The sequence below is a fragment of the Streptomyces sp. NPDC043726 genome, assembly GCF_056436565.1.
This window is the reverse complement of record NZ_JBWKCI010000007.1, coordinates 340,235-361,795: the sequence shown is the minus strand read 5'-3', so window position 1 is coordinate 361,795 and position 21,561 is coordinate 340,235. Positions and strand designations below refer to the sequence as shown.

Genomic DNA, 21,561 nt, shown 5'->3' with positions numbered 1-21,561 from the left:
GCCCTTCTCACCCGACCGGGCGATGGCCAACGGCTCGTCCACACGAACGAGTTACGGCCCTCTCGAACAGCCCCGACGGCCTCAACAGCCCCGGCGGAAAAGGCCGAGGGCCGATTCCGTTCCGTACGAAATCGGCCCTCGCGGCGCGGAAATGCGGGAATTCACTTCTGCAGCGGAAGTCCGCCGAGCAGTCCGCCGCCCTGGTTCAGCGCGGTGGTGGCGCCCTTCACGGTGTTGAGCACGGAGTCCTTGTTCTCGGTGTCGAGCGCCTCCGACTGGTGCTGCAACGGCAGCGCGTCGGCGGCCGTCAGCCGACCGCTGGTGAGGGTGTTCACCGCGCCGTTGAGGCTGGTCGGCGTGAGGTCGGCGGGGTTGTGCGCGAACGCGGGCGCGGCGGCTCCGGCGACGACCAGGGAACCGGCAACGACAGCGGCGGCCTTCAGGGACTTCATCGTCTTCCTCTCTTCGGCAACTCACGGTCACCACAGGGAATTCTGCCGCCGTGCCTAACGACCTGATACCGGAGCGGAAACCCCGGGCGGTCTTCCTCATATGAAATCGAGAAAGCCGTGATGCCGGTCAATGGCGACCGGCACCACGGCTGTTCCAGCCCTCGTCGGGTTGACGGCTGTCGTGGTTACGAGGTGGGCAGCGGCAGACCGCCGACCGGCAGCTGGGGCGCCGAGACCGGCAGGCTCGGCAGCTGCGGCAGGCCCGCCAGGTCCGGGGCGGGCAGTCCGCCGCCGAGCAGGGTGGCGGCGACCACGTTGACCAGGCCGGTCAGTACGCCGGTGACGGCCGGGACGACCTGGCCGACGTCGCCGGAGGTGACGGCCTTGAGCAGGGCGTCGACCGCCTTCTGGATGGTGGCGAGGGCGTCGCCGACGAGGTCGGCGGGGAGTTCCGCGCTCGGCGCCTTGTCGTCGCTCTGGCCGAGCGCCGGCAGGGCGGGAAGCGCCGGCAGCGCGGGGGTGGAGGGCAGCGCGGGGGTGGAGGGCAGCGCGGGCGCGGCCGGTGCGTTGGGCGTCGCGGGCGTGGCGGGCGTCGCGGGGAGGTTGGCCGGCGGGACGGCCGGGGCGGCGGCGGTGACCTTGGCGAGGGCGTCCTTCACCGTCTGGCCGAGCTTGTCCGCGTCCGCGGCGGGCAGTTGGCCGTTGTCGGCCTTGAGCGCGGCGTTCAGCAGGTCGGTGACCGGGGTCAGCACGGTACCGAGGTTGCCGAGCGACTTGACCTGGGCGAGCAGCGCGTCCGCGCCGGGGACGGGCGCATGGGAGGCCGCAAGGGTGCGCTCACGGGCGGAGTCGTCGGCCGCCATGGCGGTGGGACCGGCGATCCCGATCAGGAGGGTGGCGCAGAGTGCGGAGACCGCGATACGCCGTGCGGGCAGAGCACGCATGGGTGTTCCTTTCGGTGGTGCGTGGGACCTTGTGCCCACCGTGAAATCGCCCACCGCTCTCTGCAACCGTTCGAACGCTCTCGGTCACCGTTCGTACGCCCCACCGACCGCGTCCTGCCTGGTGAGGGGCATGTCAAGGCGACCGGCCGGGCCGCCTCCGGAATGCCCCATTCGGGGCAACGGGGAGGGCGACGCGAACCGGACGACGCGAACCGGCCGCCCCACCGTGGCGGATCCACGGCGGGGCGGCCGGCAGAGGGTCTAGCGGTGACGTCAGTCGTTGACGCAGGTGTTGCCGAACGCCGGGTTCAGCAGACCGATCACGTTGACCGTGTTGCCGCAGACGTTGACCGGGACGTGGACCGGAACCTGGACGACGTTGCCCGACAGCACGCCCGGGGAGTGGGCGGCGCCACCGCCCGCGCCGGCGTCGGCGGCGGCGATGCCGGCGCCGCCCGCAACGGCCGCAGCGGCAACAGACGTAAGGACCAGGCCCTTCGCGATACGCGACATGGAGAGGTGCTCCTTGGGGTTGACACAAACACCCGGGCGGGGATGCCCGGCGCTGTGTCAACGCGTGACGCGCACCGGGGTTGTGCCGCCAATGGGGTGATCCCGCGACAGGCCCGGCTTCACCGTTCCGACACACTTGTCGGCTTTCGCCGGATTAGTAGGCATAGCAACTAGAGTTGCGGACCTCCCGACGCACCCCTATTGCCAGCAAATCGCACCTTTCCCGAAGGGCACGGCCGGTCATGCGCCACACCTGCATCGCCGCGCGGCGGGGCGGCAACCCGCCCGGTGGCACGCGGGAGATCGGGGCGCGCGCGGGGAAGGGCGTGCGCGGGCGCGCGGGCCGCACGGCGTACGACGGGGAGCGCGGCCGGAACGATGATGCGACCGGCGTCGCGAGTGTCCCCCTCGGCGGCTCGGCCGGCCCCCGCCCTGACGTCCTGAGCTCCACGATCGGCGAACCGGGGGCGGCTCCGGCGCGGTGTGCGCCCGGGTACGCCGACCCCCTCGGCCACGACTCCGATGTGTTCGAACTCGGCAAGGCGCGGCGAGCCGGTGGTGACCAGCCGGGCTTCCGGCTCGTTTCCCAGCCGGACGCAGTGTGGGCCGCGCGCTCTTCGTCGCCGTCGACGCCCAGAGCTGAGGCGCGATCCCGCCCGTCCCGAGCGACACCCGTGAGCGAGGAAACCGCGCAATGCACCTGTCAGCCACCGACCCTCCGCCTCGGGTCCTGCATCTGACCCAGCCTGTGGACGGCGGGGTCGCCCGCGTCGTGACGGATCTGGTCCGCGCCCAGCTCGCGGCCGGTCTGGACGTCACGGTCGCCTGCCCCGAGAGCGCCCTCACCCGGCAACTGGGGGCGCTCGGCGCCGACGTACGCGCCTGGTCCGCGACCCGTACGCCGGGCCCGACACTCGTTCGAGAGGTACGCCTGCTCGCCCGGCTGATCGAGGAGGTACAGCCCGATCTGGTGCACGCCCACAGTGCCAAGGCGGGCCTGGCCGGGCGGCTCGTCCTGCGCGGGCGGATCCCGACGGTGTTCCAGCCGCACGCCTGGTCCTTCGAGGCGGTCGGCGGGGCCGTGGCGGCGGTCGCGCTCAACTGGGAGCGCAAGGGCGCGCGTTGGGCCTCCCGGGTGGTGTGCGTGAGCGAGGCGGAGCGGGTGACCGGAGTGCGGGCCGGGATCCGCGGCCGGTACACGGTGATCCCCAACGGCATCGACCCCGAGCGCTTCCACCCCGCCGCCGTCGACACCGTACGCGCCGGGCTGCTGCCGGACGTCGATCCCGGGGCGCCGCTGGTGGTGTGCGTCGGACGGCTGTGCCGGCAGAAGGGGCAGGATCTGCTGCTGCGGGCCTGGGCCGCGGTGGCGGAGCGGGTGCCCGGGGCCCGTCTCGTCCTGGTCGGCGACGGTCCGGACACCGCCGTACTGCGCTCGCGGGCACCGAAGTCCGTGCTGTTCGCGGGGGCGGTCGCCGATGCCGCCCCCTGGTACCAGGCCGCCGACCTGGTCGTCCTGCCCTCGCGCTGGGAAGGCATGGCGCTCGCCCCGCTGGAGGCGATGGCGTGCGGCCGGCCGGTGGTGGTGACCGAGGTGGACGGCGCCCGGGAGAGCCTGCCGCCCTCGCTCGCGCCCCACTGCCTGGTCCCCCCGCGCGATCCGGCCCGGCTGGCCGCGGCCATGACCGGGCTGCTGCGCGACCCGCTGCTGCGCGAGTCCCTCGGCCACCAAGGGCGCCGGCACGTCCTGTCCACACACGACGTGCGGCACACCGCCCGGGCGGTCGCGGAGGTCTACCGCGACCTGCTCGCCCAGCGGGTGCCCACCGAGTACAGGGAGTCCATCCACTCGTGACTGCCGACAGCACCGTCCCCTCGCCCGCCGGGCAGCCACGGGGGCCCGGTTTCTCGCCCGTCTCCGTCATGCCGCCGCGCGGCTCGGCCGCCGGTTTCCGCTTCCCGGCCCGCAGACCCCGCCCGCGCCCCGCGTCGCCCGTACCGCTGCTCGCCACCGACACCGTCGCGGCCGTACTGGGAACCCTGGCCCTCACCGGCGCCCAGCGCCGCCCGCTGCTGGTCGCGGCGCTGGTGGCGGCCGCGCTGCTGCTGCGTCCGCAGCCGGCCCGGCCGGTGACCGGGGTCCTGGACGAACTGCCCGCCGTCTGCGCCCGGATCGCGGTGGCCTGGCTGGCCCTCGCGACCGCGGTCGCCGCGTACGCCCCGCACCACGCGCTCTCCGCGCGCACCCTCGCCCTCGGCTTCCTCGTGCACGCCGCGGCGAGCTGCGCGGGCCGCGGTCTGGTGCACCAGCAGCGCGCCGAGATGCTGCTCGCCCGCCCCCGCGCCGCGCTGGTGATCGGCCCGGCGGCGACCGCGCAGCGCGTGGCCGCCGGGGTGCTGCGCCATCCGCGGTGCGGGGTGCGGCCGGTGGGCATCGTCGCCGGGGACCCGGACGGCACCGAGGGCCTGCCCGTGCTGACCACCGGCGAGGAGGTCGAGCGGGCGCTGATCCAGAACGGCGTCCGGGACGTCCTCGCCGTCCACCCCTCGGTACGGTCCGAGCGGGCCCCCCTGCTGCGGGCGCTCGCGGAGTCCGGGTGCACGGTGTGGGAGGTCGACGCGGACTCCCCGACGTACGCCACCCGCGAACAGCTCGCCGGGTTCGCCTGCCGGCGCCTGGACATGGGGACGACCCGGCGACGCGGCAGCGCGGGCAAGCGGGTGCTGGACGTGACCGTGTCCGGGACGCTGTTGCTGCTGGTCAGCCCGCTGCTGCTGGTGTGCGCCGTGGTGCTGCGGGTGACGGACGGACCCGGGGTGGTCTTCCGGCAGGAGCGCATCGGCAAGGGCGGACGCCCCTTCACGCTGCTGAAGTTCCGCACCCACCGCCCGGTCGACGAGCACGAGTCGGCGACCCGCTGGAGCGTGGCCGACGAGGTGCGCATGTCGTGGTTCTGCCGCTTCCTGCGCCGCTCCTCGCTGGACGAACTGCTCCAGCTGTGGAACGTGCTGTGGGGCGACATGAGCCTGGTCGGGCCCCGGCCCGAACGCCCGTACTTCGTCGCGAAGTTCAGCCAGACCTACCCGGGCTACGCGGCCCGCCACCGGATGCGGACCGGCATCACCGGGCTCGCCCAGGTCCACGGGCTGCGCGGCGACACCTCCATCGAGGACCGGGCCCGGTTCGACAACGCCTACATCGACAACTGGTCGCTCTGGCAGGACATCTGCATCCTGCTGCGCACGGCGGCGTCCCTCGTCCGTCCGACGGGGAGCTGACCGGTGACGAGCCTCGCCCTCGCCCCGCCCCGCGCCCTCTCCCCGGCCCTCCCGGTGGTGGCCGTCGTGGCCCTGCTCGCCCTCCCGGCCGGCCCCGGCGGCGAGGGCGGCGCGGGCCCGGCGGACGCGCTCTCCGCGCTGGTGGTGCTGTACTGCGCGGTCCGTCTCCTACGGCAGAGGCGGCGCCCTTTGTCCCGTACCGCGGCCGTGGTGCTCGGACTGCCCGTGGTGGGTCTCGCGGTCGCCGCCCTGGGGGCCGTGTCCCCCGGGGCCGGGCTCAGCGGCATGGGCCGCTATCTCCAGGTGTTCGTGCTGGTCCCGGCGGCCGTCCTGCTGCTGGTCCGGGACCGGGCCGACTTCCGGCTGCTGGCCTGGGCGTTCGTCGCCCTCGCGGGATGGCAGGGGGCCGTCGGCGTGCACCAGTACGCCACCGGCACCGGCGCCTCCTACCAGGGCGAGCAGATCCGGGCCGTGGGCACCTTCGGGGCGCAGGACGTGATGGGGATGGCGACCGTCGTCTCCTTCGGCCTGGTCTGCGCGGTGGGCCTCGCGCTCGGCCGCACCCCGCTGCGGCAGCGCGCCCTCGCCGCCGGCTGCGCCCTCGCCCTGCTCCTGCCGCTCGCGCTGTCCTTCAGCCGGGGCGCCTGGATCGCCACCGCGGTGACCTGCGCCGTGCAACTGGCGCTGGCCGGGCTGCGCCGGGCGCTGAAGGTGGGCGCCGTGCTCGCCGCGGCCGGGGTGATCCTGGTGGGCGGGTTCGGGGTCGGTACGGCGATGCTCCAGGAGCGGATCAGCAGCATCACCCAGGTCACCGACGCCCCCGACCAGTCCGTCACCGACCGGTACACGATGTGGGCGGCGGCGGTCGGCATGTGGCGCGAACAGCCGCTGACCGGTGTGGGGTTGAAGGGTTTCCCCGAGCACCGGGACGCGCACGCCTCGCTGGCCCTGTCCTCGGGCAGCGACACCGACGGCGCGGGCGCCGCGTTCGTCAGGCAGCCGCTGCTCTCCCCGCACAACATGTACCTGCTGATCCTCGCCGAGCAGGGCCTGATCGGCCTGGTGGCGCTGGCGGGCGGCTGGCTGGCGCTGCTGGTGTGCGCCCTGCGGAGGGTGTGGCGCACGGCGTCGGGGCTCGACTGCGGTCTGGTCGCCTGCGGGCTGCTGGTGTGGCTGCTCGTCGACTTCGCGTACGCCGACATCGGCGGCCCCTCGACGGTGCTGACCGCGGTCTGTCTGGGCCTCACGGCCTGGTGGGCGACCGCCGGGGAGGCCGAGCCGCGATCGGCGGCCACGGCAGAGGCCGCCCGCCGGACGGCGGCTGCCGGGGAGGCCGCGCAGCGATGACGGTGACGCCCCCTCGGACCGGCGCCGACGGCTCGGTGTCGCTGCCCTCGGCCCGCTCCGGTGACCCGGGCCCGGTCCAGGACGGCACCGGACTCGCCCCCGTCTCCCGGAAGTTCCTGGCCCGCGCCACCCTCATCACGGCCGTGCTCTCGATCGCCGGTGCCCTGCTGGGGCTCGCCCGCGACCAGGCGCTGGCCCGGCTGTTCGGGGCCGGTACGGAGACGGACGCCTTCCTCGTCGCCTGGACCGTGCCGGAGTTCGCCTCGACCCTCCTCATCGAGGACGGCCTCGCCTTCGCCCTGGTCCCGGCGTTCAGCCTGGCGCTGGCCCGCCGCGCCCAGGGCGCCCCCGGCGACCCGGTACGGGCCCTGGTCGCCACCACCCTGCCGAAGCTGACGCTCACCCTGATCGGCGCCGCCGCCCTGGTCGTCGTCACCGCCCCCCACCTGGTCGAGGCCCTCGCGCCGGGACTGCCCGACCCGGCCCTCGCCATCGACTGCACCCGCCTGACCGCGACCTGCGTACTGAGCTTCGGGCTCGCCGGGTACTGCAGCGCCGTCCTGCGGGCGCACCGCCGCTTCCTGGCCCCGGCCGCGATCTACGTGGCGTACAACACCGGCATCATCACGGCGATGTTCGTCCTCGGCGGCCACTGGGGGGTGCGCTCGGCGGCCGTCGGGGTGGCGGTGGGCGGCGCCCTCATGGTCGCCGTACAACTGCCGTTCGTGCTCAGGCGGTTGCGGCGCCAGGAGTCGCCGGCCGAGGAGGCGGGGCCGGCCGAGGGGCAGGCCGTGACGCTCGCGCTGGTGGCGACCGTGCTGCTGTTCGCGCTGTGCCGTCAGTCGCAGGTCCTCATCGAGCGGTTCCTCGCCTCCGGACTGCCAGCCGGGTCCATCTCGCATCTGAACTACGCGCAGAAGGTGGCCCAGATCCCGATGACACTCTCGCTGATGCTGTGCACGGTCACCTTCCCGGTGGTCGCGCGGGCGGTGGCCGAGGGCGACATCGAGCGGGCCCGTACCCGCGTCGAGCGCGATCTGGCCATGGCCGCCTGCGTGGTGCTGCTCGGCGCCTCCACGGTCATCGCCTGCGCCCCGCACATCACCGAACTCCTCTTCCAGCGCGGCGCGTTCACCGACCGGGACACCGCCGCCACCGCCGGGGTCATGCGCGTGTACGCCCTCGGGCTGCTCGGCCAGACCCTGGTCGGCGCCCTGATCCGCTCCTACTTCTCGGCGGGCCGCCCCACCTGGTTCCCGCTCGCGATGATGTCCGTCGGCATCGCCGTCACCTCCTGGATCGGCGTGTGGACCGTAGGGCCGTGGGGCGTGCACGGCATCGCCGCCGCCAACGCGGCCGGGATCACCGTCACCGCCGCGCTGCTCCTCGCGGGGATGCGCAAGCGCGCGGTCCCCGTCGGCACCCGGCGGGTGCTGGGCGAACTGAGCAGGCCGGTACGGGCCGCGGTGATCGCCACGGTGGCCGGTGCCCTGGTCGCCGCCCGCTTCGACACCCCCCTGACCGGTCTGGCCGCGGGCGCGGCCACCGTGACCGGCGTGTTCCTCCTGATCGGCTGGGCGCTCGGCGCCCAGGGCCTCTCCCCCCTCACCACCGTCACACAAAGGCTCCGCCATGTCCGTTTCCGTTGACACCGGCCCGCGTCCCAGGCCCCGCCCAGGACCGGTCCCGTGGGTGGCGATGTACCACTCCGTGGGCGACCGCTCGGACGACCCGTACCGGATCACGGTCACCCCTCAGCGCCTCGACGAGCAGCTCGGCAGGCTGCGCCGCAGGGGCCTGCGGGGCGTGTCCGTGGCCGAGCTGCTCGCCGCCCGGTCCCGGGGCGAGGGGCGCGGCCTGGTCGGGCTCACCTTCGATGACGGGTACGCCGACTTCCTCGACCACGCCCTGCCCGTGCTGCGCCGCCACGACTGCGGCGCCACCCTCTTCGTCCTCCCCGGCAGGCTCGGTGGGGACAACGCCTGGGACCCGCTCGGCCCCCGCAAACCGCTGCTCACCGCCGACGGCATCCGCCACGCCGCACAGGCCGGGGTGGAGATCGGCTCGCACGGGCTGACCCACGTGGACCTGACGAAGGCCGACGACGACCTCCTGCGCGCCGAGACCGCCGAAAGCAGAGCGGTGCTCTCGGAGTTGACCGGTGCTCCGGTCGCCGGCTTCTGCTACCCGTACGGCACGATCGACGCCCGCGCGGTGGAGGCCGTCCGGGCGGCCGGTTACACCTACGCCTGCGCCATCGACCCCGGCCCGCTCAGCGCGCTGCACGCACTCCCCCGCGTCCATGTCGGCCAGAACGACACCGCCGTACGCCTGTATCTCAAGCACCGGCTGCACGGGCTGCGCCGCCGTCCCGTGGCGGGTCTGCGGTGAAGGCACTGCACGTCATCACCGGCCTCGGCGTCGGGGGCGCGGAGCAGCAACTGCGGCTGCTGCTGCGCCACCTGCCCGTCGACTGCGACGTCGTCACGCTCACCAACCCGGGCACGGTCGCCGACGGTCTGGTCGCCGACGGAGTGCGGGTCGTCCACCTCGGCATGGCCGGCAACCGGGACCTCGCCGCGCTCCCCCGCCTCACGCGCCTGATCCGGACCGGCGGCTACGACCTGGTCCACACCCACCTGTACCGCGCCTGCCTCTACGGCCGCCTCGCCGCCCGGATGGCGGGGGTGAAGGCGGTCGTCGCCACCGAACACTCCCTCGGCGACTCGCAGATGGAGGGGCGCCGGCTCAGCCAGGGGGTGCGGGCGCTGTATCTGGCGGGAGAGCGGCTCGGCCGGATGACCGTCGCCGTCTCCCCGACGGTCGCCGACCGGCTCAAGCGCTGGGGGGTGCCCGCGCCGCGCATCGAGGTCGTCCCCAACGGCATCGACCTGGACCGCTTCCGCTTCGACCCGGTGCAACGGCTGCGCACCCGCCGCCGCCTCGGCCTGCCCGAGGACGCCTACGTCGTCGGCGGCATCGGACGCCTCACCGCCGCCAAGCAGTTCGACACCCTCGTCCGCGCCCTCGCCCACCTGCCCGAGGACACCTGGCTGCTGCTGGTCGGCGGCGGCCCCGAGGAGAGCGTGCTGCGCCGCGCCGCGCACGAGGCCCGGGTCGCCGACCGGGTCCTGTTCACCGGCGAACGCCCCTACGTCCCCGACGGCTCCCCCGGACCCGACCTGCCCTCCCTGACCTCCGCGATGGACGTCTTCGCCTCCCCGTCCCCCGAGGAGGCCTTCGGACTCGCCGCCGTGGAGGCGCTGGCCTGCGGCCTGCCCGTGCTCTACGCCTCCTGCCCCGCGATCGAGGACCTCCCCGCGCACACCGCCCCGGCCACGCGCCGGGTCCGCGGCGGCCCCGAGGAGTTCGCCCACGCCATCGCCGCGACCCGGTCCGAGGGCCCGCGCCCGCGCACCGCGCCCGAGGCCGCCCTGCACTACGGCATCACCCGCAGCGCCGACCGCCTGCTGGACGTGTACACCGCCGTCACCTCCCCGAAGTCCCCGTCACCCCAGGGAGCCAGTGCCCCATGACCGAGAACCCCACCGGACGACACCGCCCCGTCACCCCCCTGACCCGTGCCAGGGCCCTGCCGCCCTGGTCCCTGATCGCGGCCGGCGCCCTCGCCGGCGGACTGATCGGCGGTGCGTACGGCCTGGTCAAGCCGCCGACCTACACCGCCACGAGCTACGTCGTCGCGGTCCCGGGCGAGAAGTCCGACCCGGCCTCCGCGCTCGGCTTCGCCCAGGCCTACGGCCGTGTCGCCACCCAGCTCGCCGTGCTCGGGGACGCCCAGGTGTGGGCGGGCGTACCGGTGTCGACGCTGAGGGAGAGCGTGCGGACCGCGACCTCCCCGGACGCCCCGATGGTCGCCGTCACCGCCACCTCCTCGCGCGCCGACCTCGCCGCCGACATGGCCAACGCCGTCTCTCGCGCCCTGACCCGGCACGCGGTCGACGCCGAGGCGTCCACCCACGTCGAGCTCCAGCAGTTCGCCCGCGCCACCACGCCCACCGAGCCCTCCTCGGCGTCCCCCGCGGTGACCGGACTGGTCGGCGCGAGCGCGGGCGGACTGCTCGGCGGCCTGGCGCTGCTGGCGCGGCCCCGCCGGAGCGCCGACGACCGCGGCCGGGCGGCCGTGCCGGGCCCCGCCCCCGCCGCCGACGTCCACCGACAGCTGTGACCTACACGACGGAACTCGTCACCGACGAGGACACCTTCGCCGCCCTGTCCCCCGACTGGGCGCGGCTGTACGGCAGCTGCGCCACCGCGACCCCCTTCCAGAGCCACCCCTGGCTGCACTCCTGGTGGCGGTCGTACGGCGGCCCCGGCCGACTGCGTGTGGTGCTGGTCCGCGACGGGGGCGAACTCGTCGCCGCCGCCCCGCTGATGCGGGTACGCCGGCCGGTGCCCGCGCTGGTGCCGCTCGGCGGGGCGATCTCCGACTACGGGGACGTCCTGCTGGACGACGAGCACGGCGAACCGGCGGTGGCCGCGCTCACCACGGGCCTGGCGACGGCGGCCCGTACCGCGCTGATCGAGCTGCGCGAGGTCCGCCCGGGCGGCGCGGCCGAACAGATCTACGCCCACTGGCCGGGCCCGCGCCGCCAGGTCCCCGACTCCCTCTGCCTGGAACTGCCCGCCGCCCCGATGCCCGAGCTGATCGCCCGGCTGCCCTCGGCGAAGGCCCAGCAGCGGGCGCGGGCCCAGCTGCGCAAGCTGACCGCACTCGGGATCCAGCGGCACGTGGTGGAGCCCGACGAGGTCGACAAGGCGCTGCGGCGGCTGCTGGAACTGCATCAACTCCAGTGGCAGGGACGGAAGGTGACGTCCGAGCACCTGCGCCCCCGCTTCCGCGACCACCTGGTGCGCTCGGTCGGCCCGATGGTGGCCTCCGGGGACGCGGTGGTCACCGAGTTCCGGCTCGACGACGACGTGGTGGCCGTCGATCTGACCCTGCTGTCGCGGCGCGTGACCGGCGGCTATCTGTACGGCGCCCACCCCTGTCTGCGGGAACGCAAGGCGGACGTGGCGGTGATGCTGCTCGAGGCCTGCACCGAGCACGCGCGGGGCACGCTGAGCCTGCTGCGCGGAAACGAGCCGTACAAGCACCACTGGCGGCCCGAACCGGTGGAGAACCGGCGGCTGCTGCTGGCCCGGAAGCGGACGGCCCCGCTGCTGGCGGCGGCGCTGGGCGCGGTCACCGCCCGGCGGCGGGGCAGGGAACTCGTGCACCGCTGGAAGGAGCGCGACGATGACGGCAGGTCCTGACGGGCCTGCCGCCACCGGGGGGTCAGCGGTTGCGCGAGAACCAGTCGAAGCGCAGGCACAGCTTCCCGCCGAGCCAGTACTCCACCCAGTCGCCGAGATCCAGCGGCGAACAGTTCGGCGGGGTGACGGGCGGCACGGTGGGCTCGACCGGCGTCGGCGTCGGCTTCGGCGTGGGCTCCGGGACGCCGGGCCGGCCGGACAGCATCTCGCGGTAGACCTTGGAGGACTCGGGGTTGTCCTCGCACTGCCACACGCCGTGCGGGCAGTAGTCGGTCACCGTGTGGTACAGCGGCTTGTGCTCCGCCATCCAGGCGAGCATCCGCCGCATGTACTCGGCGTTGTCGCCGTTACGGAAGAGTCCCCATTCGGGATAGGAGATCGGCTTTCCGTGGGCTTTGGCGAAGTCCACGTGCTCCTGGAGTCCGTAGGGCTCTTTCACCTGTTCGTCGAACGACATTCCGCGCGGCTGGTCGTAGGCGTCCATTCCGATGATGTCGACCGTGCTGTCGCCCGGATAGCACTGTTTCCAGGGAACGGCGTCCCGGCCCCGGGTCGGGGTGAAGTCGAAGCGGAACTTCTGCCCCGGCACCGCACGCATGGTGGTGACGATCCTGTTCCAGTACCTCTTCCAGGCCGTCGGGTCGGGGCCGCAGCGATGGGTGTAGGTGATGCCGTTCATCTCCCACCCGAGCACGATCACCGTGTCCGGCACCTTCAGCTCCACCAGCCGTTCGGCGAGGCGACGGAAGTGGTGATCGAAGGCTCCGGCGGCGCCCCGCCGCAGCATCAGCCGGACCTCGGCGTCGGAGACGCCTTCCTCGTTGCGCTCCAGCATGGGGACGTTGAGGACGAACATCCGGTCGTCCTTGCCCCGCCGCCACTTCGCCCAGGCGTCCAGGAAGTTGGGGGCGCCCTCGATGTTGCTCCATACGTCGCCCGGCAGGTAGGTGTGCCCGACGCGCAGGTTCGCGCCGTTCAGCCAGCGGCTGAGCTCGGCGATCCGCTCGACGCCCCGCTCGCTGTAGTCGAGGTAGGCGCCGAAGGCGGGGGACTCCGCCGCGGGCGCCGGTGCCGCCGGTGCCGTAGCCGCCGGTGTCGGTGTCGGTGTCGCCTGTGCCGTGGCCGTGGCCGTGGGTGCCGGAGCCGGCGGGTAGGCGACCCGTGCCGTCCCCGCACCCGCGGCGAATCCAGGACCGGACGCCAGGGCGGCGGACGCGGCGACGACCACCGCGACACATGCCAGCCGACGGGACCGGACCGGTCGCTGCTGTGGGGCCATGCCTGCTCCTTTCTCCACATGCGCAGGATTTCCCATTACTGACACTCAGTCATATGAACAGGAATTACGCCACCGGCGTTACGGCTTTCGAGTGCCCCGCTCGCCCGACCGAAGGAATTGAATCCGTGTCTCTCTTCGACATTCGGGTCCCCGCGGTACTGCTGCGGATCGACCGGAATCCCTTTCACCACGGAACGCTGGGCGCGGTGCGCTCGCTGGGCCGGGCGGGCGTGGACGTCCACGTGGTCGCCGACTGCGCCGCCTCCCCCGTGCGCGCGTCCCGGTATCTCACGCGGCTGCACTCCCCGCCGCCGCCCGGCGCCGCCACGGCCGACATCGCGGTGGCGCTGCGCCGGGTGGCCGCCCGGATCGCGCGGCCCGCGGTGCTGATCCCGATGGACGACGCGGGCGCGGTCGCGGTGAACCGGCTGCGCGAGGAGCTCTCTCCCGCGTATCTGCTGCCGCAGCAGCCCTGGGCCCTGTCCGAGCGGGTGGCCGACAAGGCCGAGCTGGCCGGACTGTGCCTGGCGGCACGGGTGCCGCACCCGCGGACCGTCGTCCCGGACAGCGCGGCCGAGGCCGCCGCCGAGGCCTGGCGCCTCGGCCTGCCGGTGGTGGCGAAGTGGAGCCGCCCCTGGCTTCTGCCCCCGGACAGCGGACTGCGCAGCACGACGGTGATCCGCTCGGCGGGGCAGGCACGGGAGTTGTACGCGCGCACGGCCGAGGCGGGCAGTCGGCTGCTCCTCCAGGCGTATCTGCCGCCCGGCCCCGAGCTGGACTGGTTCTTTCACGGGTACGCCGACCGCGCGGGCGCCCTGCGAGCGGGCGGCTCCGGGGTGAAACACCTGTCCTGGCCGCGCGGCGCGGGCCTGACGGCCGCGGGCCGCTGGACCCCCAACCCCCAGGTGCGGGCCCTCGCGGAGCGCCTGGTCGGCGAGCTCGGCTACCGGGGCATCCTCGACCTGGACTTCCGCCGCTGCGCCGGCACCGGCCGCTATCACCTGCTGGACTTCAACCCGCGGCCGGGAGCCCAGTTCCGGCTCTTCACCGACACCGCGGACCTGGACGTCGTACGGGCGCTGCACCTGGACCTGACCCACCGTCCGCCGCCGGAGGGGGCCGCGCGGTCCGGGCGGGTCTTCGTGGTGGAGAACTACGCTCCGCTGACCGCGCTGCGTCCGCGGCGGGCGGGCCGGGAGGGAGCCTGGCACGCGCGGGACGACCGTCTGCCGGGCTGGGCGATGTGGGCCCTGTGGGCCGGACATGTCTCGCGCCGCGTCCTGGACCGCCTGCGCCGCATCAGCAAGCGCACGGGTCCGCCGGAAGAGGCCCGCGTGGTCCGCCAGGGGTCCGCCCCGGTGACCGGCGACGAGAAGGCGCGAAGTCTCTGATGTACGGGCTGCCCCCGCCTGGGCGCCGGGGCACCTCGGTGCTCACGACCGAGGGAGCGGGTGCCGGACAGGGCTCACGTCCGGCACCCGCCACGTACCTCACCGATGGGACGCGGCTCGGCCTCGTCGGTACAGGACGGCCCCACCCGCGATCAGCGCGGCACTGGCACCGGACGCGGCCAGCACGGCCTCCCCGGCCCCGGTCTCGGGCATGGTGGGCGGCGGCCCACCGGGGGGCGTCGTGTGCCCGCCGCCCGGATGCGTCGAGGGCGGCATCGTGGGCGGCTTGGTCGGCGGCGTCGTCGGCGGCTTCGTGGGGGGAGCCGTCGTGGGCGGCGTCGTCGGGGGCTGCGTCGGCGGCCTCGTGGTGGGAGGCGTCGTCGGCGGAGTCGTCGGCGGCTTCGTGGTCGGCGGGGTCGTCGGGGGCTTGGTCGGCGGAGTCGTCGGGGGCTTGGTCGGAGGCGTGTCCCCGTACCCTCCACCCGGCGAATCCTCGTGCCCGCCACCCGGCGAGTCCTCATGCCCGCCACCCGGCGAACCCTCGTGCCCACCGCCGGGCCACTCCTCGTACCCGCCACCAGGCGAGTCACCGTAGCCCTCGTCGTCCGACGAGTCCTCGGGCAGCCCGTGTGCCCACGTGCCGGAGTCGCGGTCGCGGTGGTCGTCGTGGTCGTACCAGTCCCCGTACCCGGAATCGCCGTACGGCGGTTCGAAGGCCCGGGCCTTCTCCGTGTCCGCGTCCGAGTCACAGGAGTTGCCGAAGGCGGGGTTGAGACCGGCGGCGCCGTCGACGGAGTTGCCGCAGACGTTGACCGGGACGTCGACCGGCGCGGCCACGTCATTGCCGGACAGAAGGCCCGGCGAACCACTGGCGGACCCGTTCGCGCTCGTGTCGCCGAGGGCGGGACTGCCGCACAGGGACAGAATGCTTGTCGCGGCGGCGGCCGCGACCATTCCCCTACTCAGGGTCTGTCGCAATCTCGTTGTCTTCCTGCTTGAAGAAGTGGGAAAAGCCGGCCTCGGAACGGGGAGAAGGTGTCCAAGGCCGGCCATGACACAAGCCGAGCGGCTGGTGCGTTGCGTCGTCAGTCGTTGACGCAGGTGTTGCCGAACGCGGGGTTCAGCAGGGCGATGACGTTCACGGTGTTGCCGCAGACGTTGACGGGGATGTGGATGGGAACCTGGACGACATTGCCCGACAGGACGCCCGGGGAGTGCTCGGCGACGGCGCCGGCACCCGAGTCGGCGAACGCCGGCGTGGCCATGCCCATGGCCAGGATGGCGCCCGCGACTACAGCAGCGCTCTTCTTCATGAACTTTCCCTTCTCCGCGGTCATGCCCCTTTGTCGGCCGAAGCCGAGCGAGCACAGCTGGAACGGCTCGCACCATGACCGGCAGGTTGTAGAACGAGGGATAGACAGTTGAAGAAACTCCGGAACGCGAGTCGCCGGTTAATTCACTCGAACGCCTTCACAGAATTGACACCGGAGATCCACAGGCGACTCCCGCCGGAGATGAAACGCTTCGCCTGGGTGAAAGAATTGATAATGCGTCAGCGCGCGCGAACCGCCCGGCAGTTCCGCTGACAACGCGGAACCGCCGGGCGGTCTCACTCGATCGGCGAAGCGTGTCAGCCGTTGTCGACACCGTTGCCGGAGAGCGCCGAGATGTCGCTGAGGATGTGCGACAGCGGCTCGTCACCCTTGGCCTGGGTGGAGTTGTCGGCGCACTGCTGGTTCTGCGGGGCGGACAGGATCGGCACGTCCTGGGCCACGCCGACGGCGGCGATGACGCCGAGGATGGCCTGCAGGTTCGCCTTCACGGGCACACCCGCGCAGAGCTTGTTGACCGAGCCCTGCACCAGCGTGGCCTGCGGGCTCATGTGGCCCTTGGTCACCTGGTTGCCGAACTTCGACTGGGCGTGGTTGCCGCTGGCGGAGGTGGTGCCGCTGTCGTCACCGATGGCAAGCGCCTGAGGGGCGGCCGCGGCCGAAGCGCCGACTACGGACGCGGTGACCGCGACGGCGGCCATTGCCTTCTTGAGCATGTCGCTTTTCCTTTCTTGGGCAGGAGCGCCACGGGTCCGGACACACCCTGAGGTGAGACGCATGTTCCTGCCCTCGCATCAACCCGATGCGCGGGGATTGGTTGCGGCACTTCACCCGTTCGGGCCGTTCGGTGCGCGTAATTCACGAAATTCCCGTGGTCGACCGGGCGGTGCCCTTTCTTCCCCGTGTGCGCCATCGGAGTGAATGGCAGCAACCAAGCGGACCCGGGGCAGTTGACCAGAGCGCTCCGGTGGACGGGGTTTCTTCAGAAGGGACTAGCAAGTGATCAAGAAGGTTTTGGCTTCCGCCGCGGTCGCCGCGTCCGTCGTCGGGGCCGCGTCGCCGGCCATGGCCATCGGCAACGACGATGGCACCAAGTCCGCCAGCGGCAACGGCGCGATGCAGTCGTACGGCAACTCGGCCACCTACGGCAACATGAGCCCGCAGATGGCGCTCATCCAGGGCTCCTTCAACAAGCCCTGCATCGGCCTGCCCGCGAAGGCGAACCTGCAGGGGATCCTCGGCCTCGCCGCTGTCGGCGTCCTGCAGGACGTGCCGATCCTGTCGGCGCCGCAGAACCAGCAGTGTGTCGAGAACTCCACCCAGGCCAAGGGCGACGAGCCGCTGTCGCACATCCTGGACGACATCTCCGTCCTCGCCGGCAACGGCGTCGACAACCACTGAGGCACCGGGACGCCCTGAGCCCCCGTCAGCGGGCCGCCGGAACACCGGCGGCCCGCTGTCGTGCGTCGTGTCGCGGGAGCGCCCGCGCCCGTGAGCGAGGGCGCTCAGTGAGCGGGTTGTGCGCTGGGCCAATCGGGGCATAGGCCGCAACCCTGCCGGGGGTGGCGGCGTTGACGATCATGCAGCTCCTCCCCCGGAGTCCGCTTTTCGAAGGGAACAAACATGAAGAAGCTGTGGGCAACCGCGGCTGTCGCCGCTTCGGTCGCCGGTGTGTCGGCTGCCGCCGCCCCCCAGGCGCTCGCGATCGGTGACGACAACGGCACCACCTCCGCCAGCGGCAACCACGCCAAGCAGGAGTTCGGCAACTCGGCCACGTTCGGCGACATGAGCCCGCAGCTCTCGCTGGTCCAGGGCTCGCTGAACAAGCCCTGCATCGGCCTGCCGGCGAAGCTGAACGCCCAGGGCCTCGTCGGCCTCGTGGCCGTCGGCGTCCTGCAGGACGTGCCGATCCTGTCGGCGCCGCAGAACCAGCAGTGTGTCGAGAACTCCACCCAGGCCAAGGGCGACGAGCCGCTGTCGCACATCCTGGACGACATCTCGGCGCTGTCGGGCAACGGCGCGGGCAACGGCTGAGCCTCCCCTCCGCCGCGGCGGGTCACCGGGTAACCCCGGTGGCCCGCTTCTCTGTGTCCGGCGTCAGCCGCGGTAGAGGGCCTCGATCTCCTCCTCGTACGCCCGGATCACCGCGTGCCGCTTGACCTTCAGGGACGGGGTCAGCAGGCCGTTCTCCTCGCTGAACTCGCCCGCGACCAGGGCGAAGGAGCGGATCGACTCGGCGCGGGAGACGGCCTCGTTGGCGTAGTCGACGGCCCGTTGGACCTCGGCGCGCATCCGGGGGTCTCGGCAGAGCTCGGACATCGGGGTGTCCGCGGGCAGTTTGCGGACCGACAGCCAGTGGGCGACCGCGTCGGGTTCGAGGGTGATCAGGGCGCCGACGAAGGGCCGGTTGTCGCCGACGACGAGGCACTGGCCGACGGGCGCGCGGCTGCGCAGCCGGTCCTCCAGGACGGACGGGGAGACGTTCTTGCCGCCGGAGGTGACGATGAGGTCCTTCTTGCGGCCGGTGATGGTGAGATAGCCGTCCTCGTCCAGGGAGCCGAGGTCTCCGGTGGCGAACCAGTCGCCCTGGAGCACGGCGTCGGTGGCGGCGGGGTTGTTCCAGTACGAACCGAAGACGATCCCGCCCTTGAGGAGCACCTCGCCGTCGTCGGCGATGCGGACGGCGGTGCCGGGGACGGGCAGGCCGACGGTGCCCGGGCGGGGCCGCAGCGGCGGGACGATGGTGGCGGCGGCCGTGGTCTCGGTCAGGCCGTAGCCCTCGTAGACGATGATTCCGGCCGCGTAGAAGAACAGGTTGAGGTTGCGGTCGAGCGGGGAGCCGCCGCTGATGGCGTAGCGCATGCGGCCGCCCAGTTCCTTGCGGACGCGGCGGTAGACCAGCAGGTCGTACAGGGCCCAAGCGGCGTAGAGGCCGGGGCCCGGTCCTTTGCCTGTGCCGAGGAAGCGGTGCAGGTAGGCCTCGCCGAAGCGGACCGCGATGCGGTCGGCGCGGTCGAAGGAGGCGGCCCGGCCCATCTTCTCCGCCGTGGCGCGGCCCGTCTCGTGGATCTTCTCGAAGAGGTACGGCACCCCGACGATGAAGGTGGGGCGGAACTCCTTGAGGGCCGGGCGGAGTTCGTCCGGCTTCACGCTCGGGCAGTGGCCGACCTCGATGCGGGCCATCAGGCAGGAGATCTGGATGCTGCGGCCCAGGATGTGGGCGAGCGGAAGGAAGAGCAGGGTCGACGGGGTCAGGCGGGTGACCTCGCGGAAGACCGGGAGCAGCAGTTCCACGGTGTTGGCGGCCTCGGCGTACAGGTTGGCGTGGGTGAGCACGCAGCCCTTGGGGCGGCCGGTGGTGCCGGAGGTGTAGCAGACCGTGGCGATCGTGTCGGGGGTGAGGGTCATACGGCGCTTGGCGACCTCCTCGTCGGGGACGTCGCGGCCGAGGGTGGTGAGGTCTTCGAGAGCGCCGGCGTCCAGCTCCCAGACGCGGGGGGTCTGCGGGTGGTCCGCCGTGGCCGCGATGACCGTGGCGGTGTTCTCGGGGGTCTCGGTGACGAGGTGGCGGGTGCCGGAGTCCCGGACGATCCACTCCACCTGTTCGGCGGAGGAGGTGGGGTAGATCGGTACGGACTGGCCGCCCGCCGCCCAGATCGCGAAGTCCAGGAGGGTCCACTCGTAGCGGGTGCGGGACATCACCGCGACCCGGCCGCCGGGTTCCAGGCCGGCGGCGATGAGGCCCTTGGCGATGGCGGTGACCTCCTGGGCGAAGGCGGTCGCGGTGACGTCCCGCCAAGAGCCTTGGGGTGCCGCCTTGCGGCGGAGGACCACCGCGGTGGGGGCCTCCGCCGCGTTGGTGAACGGGATGTCGGCCGTGGTGCCGGTGGGGTGGGCCGGGGCGAGGGGCGGGGTGGCCGCTTCGCGGACCTTGCCGGTTGCGTCTCTGCTGATCTCGACCCTGGTGCGGGTGAGGAGGTCGGTGCGGTGCTGTGCTCGTTTCAGGTCCTTGCGTACGCCCATGACGGCTCCCGGTCGCGACTCTGCGGCTCGGACTTGTGGTGGGGACTCGAAGGGGGACTTGGACTTACTGAGCAGTCAACTTACTCGCGCGTAGCGGAAGGTCAATGGGTACGGACCTCAGGTCATCCGGTCCGCCTGGACGATCGCCTCCGCCAGGCCGTGGACGTCCTCGTCCTCCGTGTCCCTCGCCAACCCGTCGGCCCGTTGCGCCAGTTCGGTCAGGCTCGGGGCTCCCGGGAGGCGGCCCCAGCGGTCGTCGCCCCTGCGGAGGGTGTCGGCGAAGTAGGCCGCCACCGCCGCCACCTGGAAGCGCGGGGTCGTGCTCCAGATCGAGTCGGCCAGGGCGTCCGCCTCCAGCTGCGCCGACTCCTCGTGCGGGGTGCGGGAGTCGGGGTCCTGCCAGCGGACCGTCGCGGTGGCCAGGTGGCCGTCGGCTCCCGGCTCGGTGCGCACCGCGTACAGGGCCGTGACCGTGTGACCCGGGCCCGTTTCACCGCCGTCCACGCCGTCGTCGCGGAAGTCCTCGTCCGCGACCCGGCGGTTGTCGTAGCCGATGAGGCGGAACTCCTCCACGGTCTCCGGGTCGAAGGAGACCTGGGCCTTCGCGTCCCGCGCGGTCAGGTCGATGTTGCGCGGGAGTTGTTCGCTGAAGACCTCGCGGGCCTCCTCCTCCCCCGAGACGTACGTCGTGTGGCCGTCCCCCTTGTCCGCCAGGCGTTCCATCAGCGCGTCGCCGTAGTCGCTGCCCACGCCCACCCCGAACAGGGTGATGCCGTACTCCTCACGGGCTCCCGCGACGCGTTCCAGGATCGTGTCGGCGTCCGTGTCGCCGGTGTTGGCGAGGGCGTCCGAGATCAGGACCACCCTGTTCGTCGCGCCCTCGTTCAGGCCCTCCACGGCCGCCGCGTAGCCCGCCTCCACGCCCGCGCCCAGGTTGGTCGACAGGGTGGGCTGCAGGCCGTCTATCGCGTCGTGGATCTCGTCGCGGTGGTCGCCGACGCGGGTCATCGGCAGGACCGTCTCCGCCTCGTCGCTGAAGGTCACCAGGGCGACCGAGTCGTCGTCACGCAGGCGGTCGGTCATCACGCCGAGGGACTTCTGGGCCAGGTCCAGGCGGCCCTCCTCGCTCATCGAGCCCGACACGTCGATGACGAAGGTCAGGGCCGCCGGCGGACGTTCGTCCTCGTCCTCGGCGGCCCGTGTCGCGAGGCCGACCCGCACCAGCGACCAGTCCTCCCGCTCGGTGCGGGCGGCGTCGACCGTCACCGAGAAACCGTCGCCCTCGGGGCGGTCGTAGTCCTGGCGGAAGCTGTTGACGAACTCCTCGGGGCGGACCGACCAGGGGTCGGGGAGCCGGCCCTCGGCGAGGGCGCGGCGGGCGTAGCCGTAGGACGCCGTGTCGACGTCCAGGGCGAAGGTGGAGAGGTGGTCGGGGGACGGGGCGACCTCGCGGGAGTCGCCTTCGTCCTGCCGGTCGTTTCCGTCGTATCCGTCGTACTCGCCACTGTCCGGCGCCGGTGCGTAGCCGCGGCTCTTGTCCGCGGCCGCGCTGTCCCCGTCCGCCCCTCCGCCGCACCCCGTCAGCAGCAAGCCGCCCAGTGCCAGCGCCAGTACCGCGCCGCGTGTCCGGTGACTCCTCATCCGCCGTGCCCCCTCGGTCCGTTGACGTCGACTCATGTGACTGTGACGGCGCGAGGGGGCGGAACGTGCGGTACGGAGCGTTGCGGC

Annotated in this window: 20 protein-coding genes; 11 read left to right on the top strand and 9 right to left on the bottom strand. The window is 73.0% G+C overall.

What is annotated here, in order from left to right; translation table 11 throughout:
- Positions 1-161: 161 nt before the first annotated feature.
- The 3 genes from AC068Z_RS22280 to AC068Z_RS22270 form a co-directional block, all read right to left on the bottom strand.
- The gene (locus AC068Z_RS22280) at positions 162-452 is read right to left on the bottom strand and encodes a hypothetical protein (protein WP_478558094.1); all 291 of its coding nucleotides are present in this window, start codon (positions 450-452) and stop codon (positions 162-164) included.
- 185 nt (positions 453-637) lie between these two features.
- On the bottom strand, positions 638-1,396 hold the full coding sequence (locus AC068Z_RS22275) for a hypothetical protein (protein WP_478558091.1): 759 nt from the start codon (positions 1,394-1,396) through the stop codon (positions 638-640).
- A gap of 273 nt (positions 1,397-1,669) precedes the next feature.
- Positions 1,670-1,909: a chaplin gene (locus AC068Z_RS22270; RefSeq protein WP_451721599.1), complete on the bottom strand. Its 240-nt coding sequence runs from the start codon at positions 1,907-1,909 to the stop codon at positions 1,670-1,672.
- A gap of 694 nt (positions 1,910-2,603) precedes the next feature.
- Here AC068Z_RS22270 and AC068Z_RS22265 point away from each other — a divergent pair.
- Genes AC068Z_RS22265 through AC068Z_RS22230 form a run of 8 tightly spaced genes read left to right on the top strand, consistent with a single transcriptional unit; the run spans position 2,604 to position 11,809 of the window.
- The gene (locus AC068Z_RS22265) at positions 2,604-3,764 is read left to right on the top strand and encodes a glycosyltransferase (protein WP_478558088.1); all 1,161 of its coding nucleotides are present in this window, start codon (positions 2,604-2,606) and stop codon (positions 3,762-3,764) included.
- Positions 3,761-5,188, top strand: a complete 1,428-nt coding sequence (locus tag AC068Z_RS22260) for an exopolysaccharide biosynthesis polyprenyl glycosylphosphotransferase (protein ID WP_478558085.1) — start codon at positions 3,761-3,763, stop codon at positions 5,186-5,188. Before AC068Z_RS22265 ends, AC068Z_RS22260 begins: the two co-directional genes overlap by 4 nt.
- Positions 5,189-5,191: 3 nt before the next feature.
- Complete coding sequence (locus tag AC068Z_RS22255) at positions 5,192-6,535, top strand: O-antigen ligase family protein (protein WP_478558082.1); 1,344 nt, start codon at positions 5,192-5,194, stop codon at positions 6,533-6,535.
- Positions 6,532-8,184 (top strand): murein biosynthesis integral membrane protein MurJ, encoded by a 1,653-nt coding sequence (gene murJ / locus AC068Z_RS22250; RefSeq protein ID WP_478558079.1) that lies wholly within the window; start codon positions 6,532-6,534, stop codon positions 8,182-8,184. The genes AC068Z_RS22255 and murJ overlap by 4 nt, the downstream gene beginning before the upstream one ends.
- Positions 8,168-8,926, top strand: coding sequence for a polysaccharide deacetylase family protein (locus AC068Z_RS22245; protein WP_478558076.1), 759 nt, complete (start codon positions 8,168-8,170; stop codon positions 8,924-8,926). Before murJ ends, AC068Z_RS22245 begins: the two co-directional genes overlap by 17 nt.
- A complete protein-coding gene (locus tag AC068Z_RS22240; protein ID WP_478558073.1) occupies positions 8,923-10,071 on the top strand; it encodes a glycosyltransferase in 1,149 nt (382 codons plus the stop codon). The genes AC068Z_RS22245 and AC068Z_RS22240 overlap by 4 nt, the downstream gene beginning before the upstream one ends.
- Complete coding sequence (locus AC068Z_RS22235; RefSeq protein WP_478558070.1) at positions 10,068-10,721, top strand: YveK family protein; 654 nt, start codon at positions 10,068-10,070, stop codon at positions 10,719-10,721. Before AC068Z_RS22240 ends, AC068Z_RS22235 begins: the two co-directional genes overlap by 4 nt.
- On the top strand, positions 10,718-11,809 hold the full coding sequence (locus tag AC068Z_RS22230) for a GNAT family N-acetyltransferase (protein WP_478558067.1): 1,092 nt from the start codon (positions 10,718-10,720) through the stop codon (positions 11,807-11,809). The genes AC068Z_RS22235 and AC068Z_RS22230 overlap by 4 nt, the downstream gene beginning before the upstream one ends.
- Positions 11,810-11,831: 22 nt before the next feature.
- On the opposite strand, the gene AC068Z_RS22225 is transcribed toward AC068Z_RS22230, so the two are convergent.
- Positions 11,832-13,088 (bottom strand): glycoside hydrolase family 26 protein, encoded by a 1,257-nt coding sequence (locus AC068Z_RS22225; RefSeq protein ID WP_478558064.1) that lies wholly within the window; start codon positions 13,086-13,088, stop codon positions 11,832-11,834.
- A gap of 125 nt (positions 13,089-13,213) precedes the next feature.
- On the opposite strand from AC068Z_RS22225, the gene AC068Z_RS22220 reads away from it, so the two are divergent.
- Positions 13,214-14,479 carry a carboxylate--amine ligase gene (locus AC068Z_RS22220; RefSeq protein ID WP_478558061.1) on the top strand — a complete coding sequence of 422 codons (1,266 nt, stop codon included), beginning with the start codon at positions 13,214-13,216 and terminating at the stop codon, positions 14,477-14,479.
- 99 nt (positions 14,480-14,578) lie between these two features.
- Here the strand turns inward: AC068Z_RS22220 and AC068Z_RS22215 are convergent, their stop codons facing one another.
- The 3 genes from AC068Z_RS22215 to AC068Z_RS22205 form a co-directional block, all read right to left on the bottom strand.
- On the bottom strand, positions 14,579-15,457 hold the full coding sequence (locus AC068Z_RS22215) for a chaplin (RefSeq protein ID WP_478558058.1): 879 nt from the start codon (positions 15,455-15,457) through the stop codon (positions 14,579-14,581).
- 107 nt (positions 15,458-15,564) lie between these two features.
- Entirely contained in the window at positions 15,565-15,792 is a 228-nt protein-coding gene (locus AC068Z_RS22210; RefSeq protein ID WP_478558640.1) for a chaplin, read from the bottom strand.
- Between the two features lie 317 nt (positions 15,793-16,109).
- On the bottom strand, positions 16,110-16,526 hold the full coding sequence (locus AC068Z_RS22205; protein ID WP_478558055.1) for a rodlin: 417 nt from the start codon (positions 16,524-16,526) through the stop codon (positions 16,110-16,112).
- A 283-nt stretch (positions 16,527-16,809) separates the two neighbouring features.
- Between AC068Z_RS22205 and AC068Z_RS22200 the strand changes: the two genes are divergently transcribed.
- Positions 16,810-17,211 (top strand): rodlin, encoded by a 402-nt coding sequence (locus tag AC068Z_RS22200; RefSeq protein ID WP_451721585.1) that lies wholly within the window; start codon positions 16,810-16,812, stop codon positions 17,209-17,211.
- Between the two features lie 222 nt (positions 17,212-17,433).
- A complete protein-coding gene (locus AC068Z_RS22195) occupies positions 17,434-17,844 on the top strand; it encodes a rodlin (RefSeq protein ID WP_451721584.1) in 411 nt (136 codons plus the stop codon).
- 63 nt (positions 17,845-17,907) lie between these two features.
- On the opposite strand, the gene AC068Z_RS22190 is transcribed toward AC068Z_RS22195, so the two are convergent.
- Both AC068Z_RS22190 and AC068Z_RS22185 read right to left on the bottom strand, forming a co-directional pair.
- Positions 17,908-19,833 (bottom strand): AMP-dependent synthetase/ligase, encoded by a 1,926-nt coding sequence (locus tag AC068Z_RS22190; protein ID WP_478558052.1) that lies wholly within the window; start codon positions 19,831-19,833, stop codon positions 17,908-17,910.
- 117 nt (positions 19,834-19,950) lie between these two features.
- On the bottom strand, positions 19,951-21,474 hold the full coding sequence (locus AC068Z_RS22185) for a vWA domain-containing protein (protein ID WP_478558049.1): 1,524 nt from the start codon (positions 21,472-21,474) through the stop codon (positions 19,951-19,953).
- Positions 21,475-21,561 lie beyond the last annotated feature (87 nt).

Bases quoted from the DNA above. Each gene is read 5' to 3' on its own strand.
- AC068Z_RS22195 (WP_451721584.1), top strand. From the start codon at position 17,434: ATGAAGAAGCTGTGGGCAACCGCGGCTGTCGCCGCTTCGGTCGCCGGT.
- AC068Z_RS22190 (WP_478558052.1), bottom strand. From the start codon at position 19,833: ATGGGCGTACGCAAGGACCTGAAACGAGCACAGCACCGCACCGACCTC.
- AC068Z_RS22205 (WP_478558055.1), bottom strand. From the start codon at position 16,526: ATGCTCAAGAAGGCAATGGCCGCCGTCGCGGTCACCGCGTCCGTAGTC.
- AC068Z_RS22270 (WP_451721599.1), bottom strand. From the start codon at position 1,909: ATGTCGCGTATCGCGAAGGGCCTGGTCCTTACGTCTGTTGCCGCTGCG.
- AC068Z_RS22265 (WP_478558088.1), top strand. From the start codon at position 2,604: ATGCACCTGTCAGCCACCGACCCTCCGCCTCGGGTCCTGCATCTGACC.
- AC068Z_RS22280 (WP_478558094.1), bottom strand. From the start codon at position 452: ATGAAGTCCCTGAAGGCCGCCGCTGTCGTTGCCGGTTCCCTGGTCGTC.
- AC068Z_RS22275 (WP_478558091.1), bottom strand. From the start codon at position 1,396: ATGCGTGCTCTGCCCGCACGGCGTATCGCGGTCTCCGCACTCTGCGCC.
- AC068Z_RS22185 (WP_478558049.1), bottom strand. From the start codon at position 21,474: ATGAGGAGTCACCGGACACGCGGCGCGGTACTGGCGCTGGCACTGGGC.
- AC068Z_RS22225 (WP_478558064.1), bottom strand. From the start codon at position 13,088: ATGGCCCCACAGCAGCGACCGGTCCGGTCCCGTCGGCTGGCATGTGTC.
- AC068Z_RS22245 (WP_478558076.1), top strand. From the start codon at position 8,168: ATGTCCGTTTCCGTTGACACCGGCCCGCGTCCCAGGCCCCGCCCAGGA.
- AC068Z_RS22210 (WP_478558640.1), bottom strand. From the start codon at position 15,792: ATGAAGAAGAGCGCTGCTGTAGTCGCGGGCGCCATCCTGGCCATGGGC.
- AC068Z_RS22235 (WP_478558070.1), top strand. From the start codon at position 10,068: ATGACCGAGAACCCCACCGGACGACACCGCCCCGTCACCCCCCTGACC.
- murJ (WP_478558079.1), top strand. From the start codon at position 6,532: ATGACGGTGACGCCCCCTCGGACCGGCGCCGACGGCTCGGTGTCGCTG.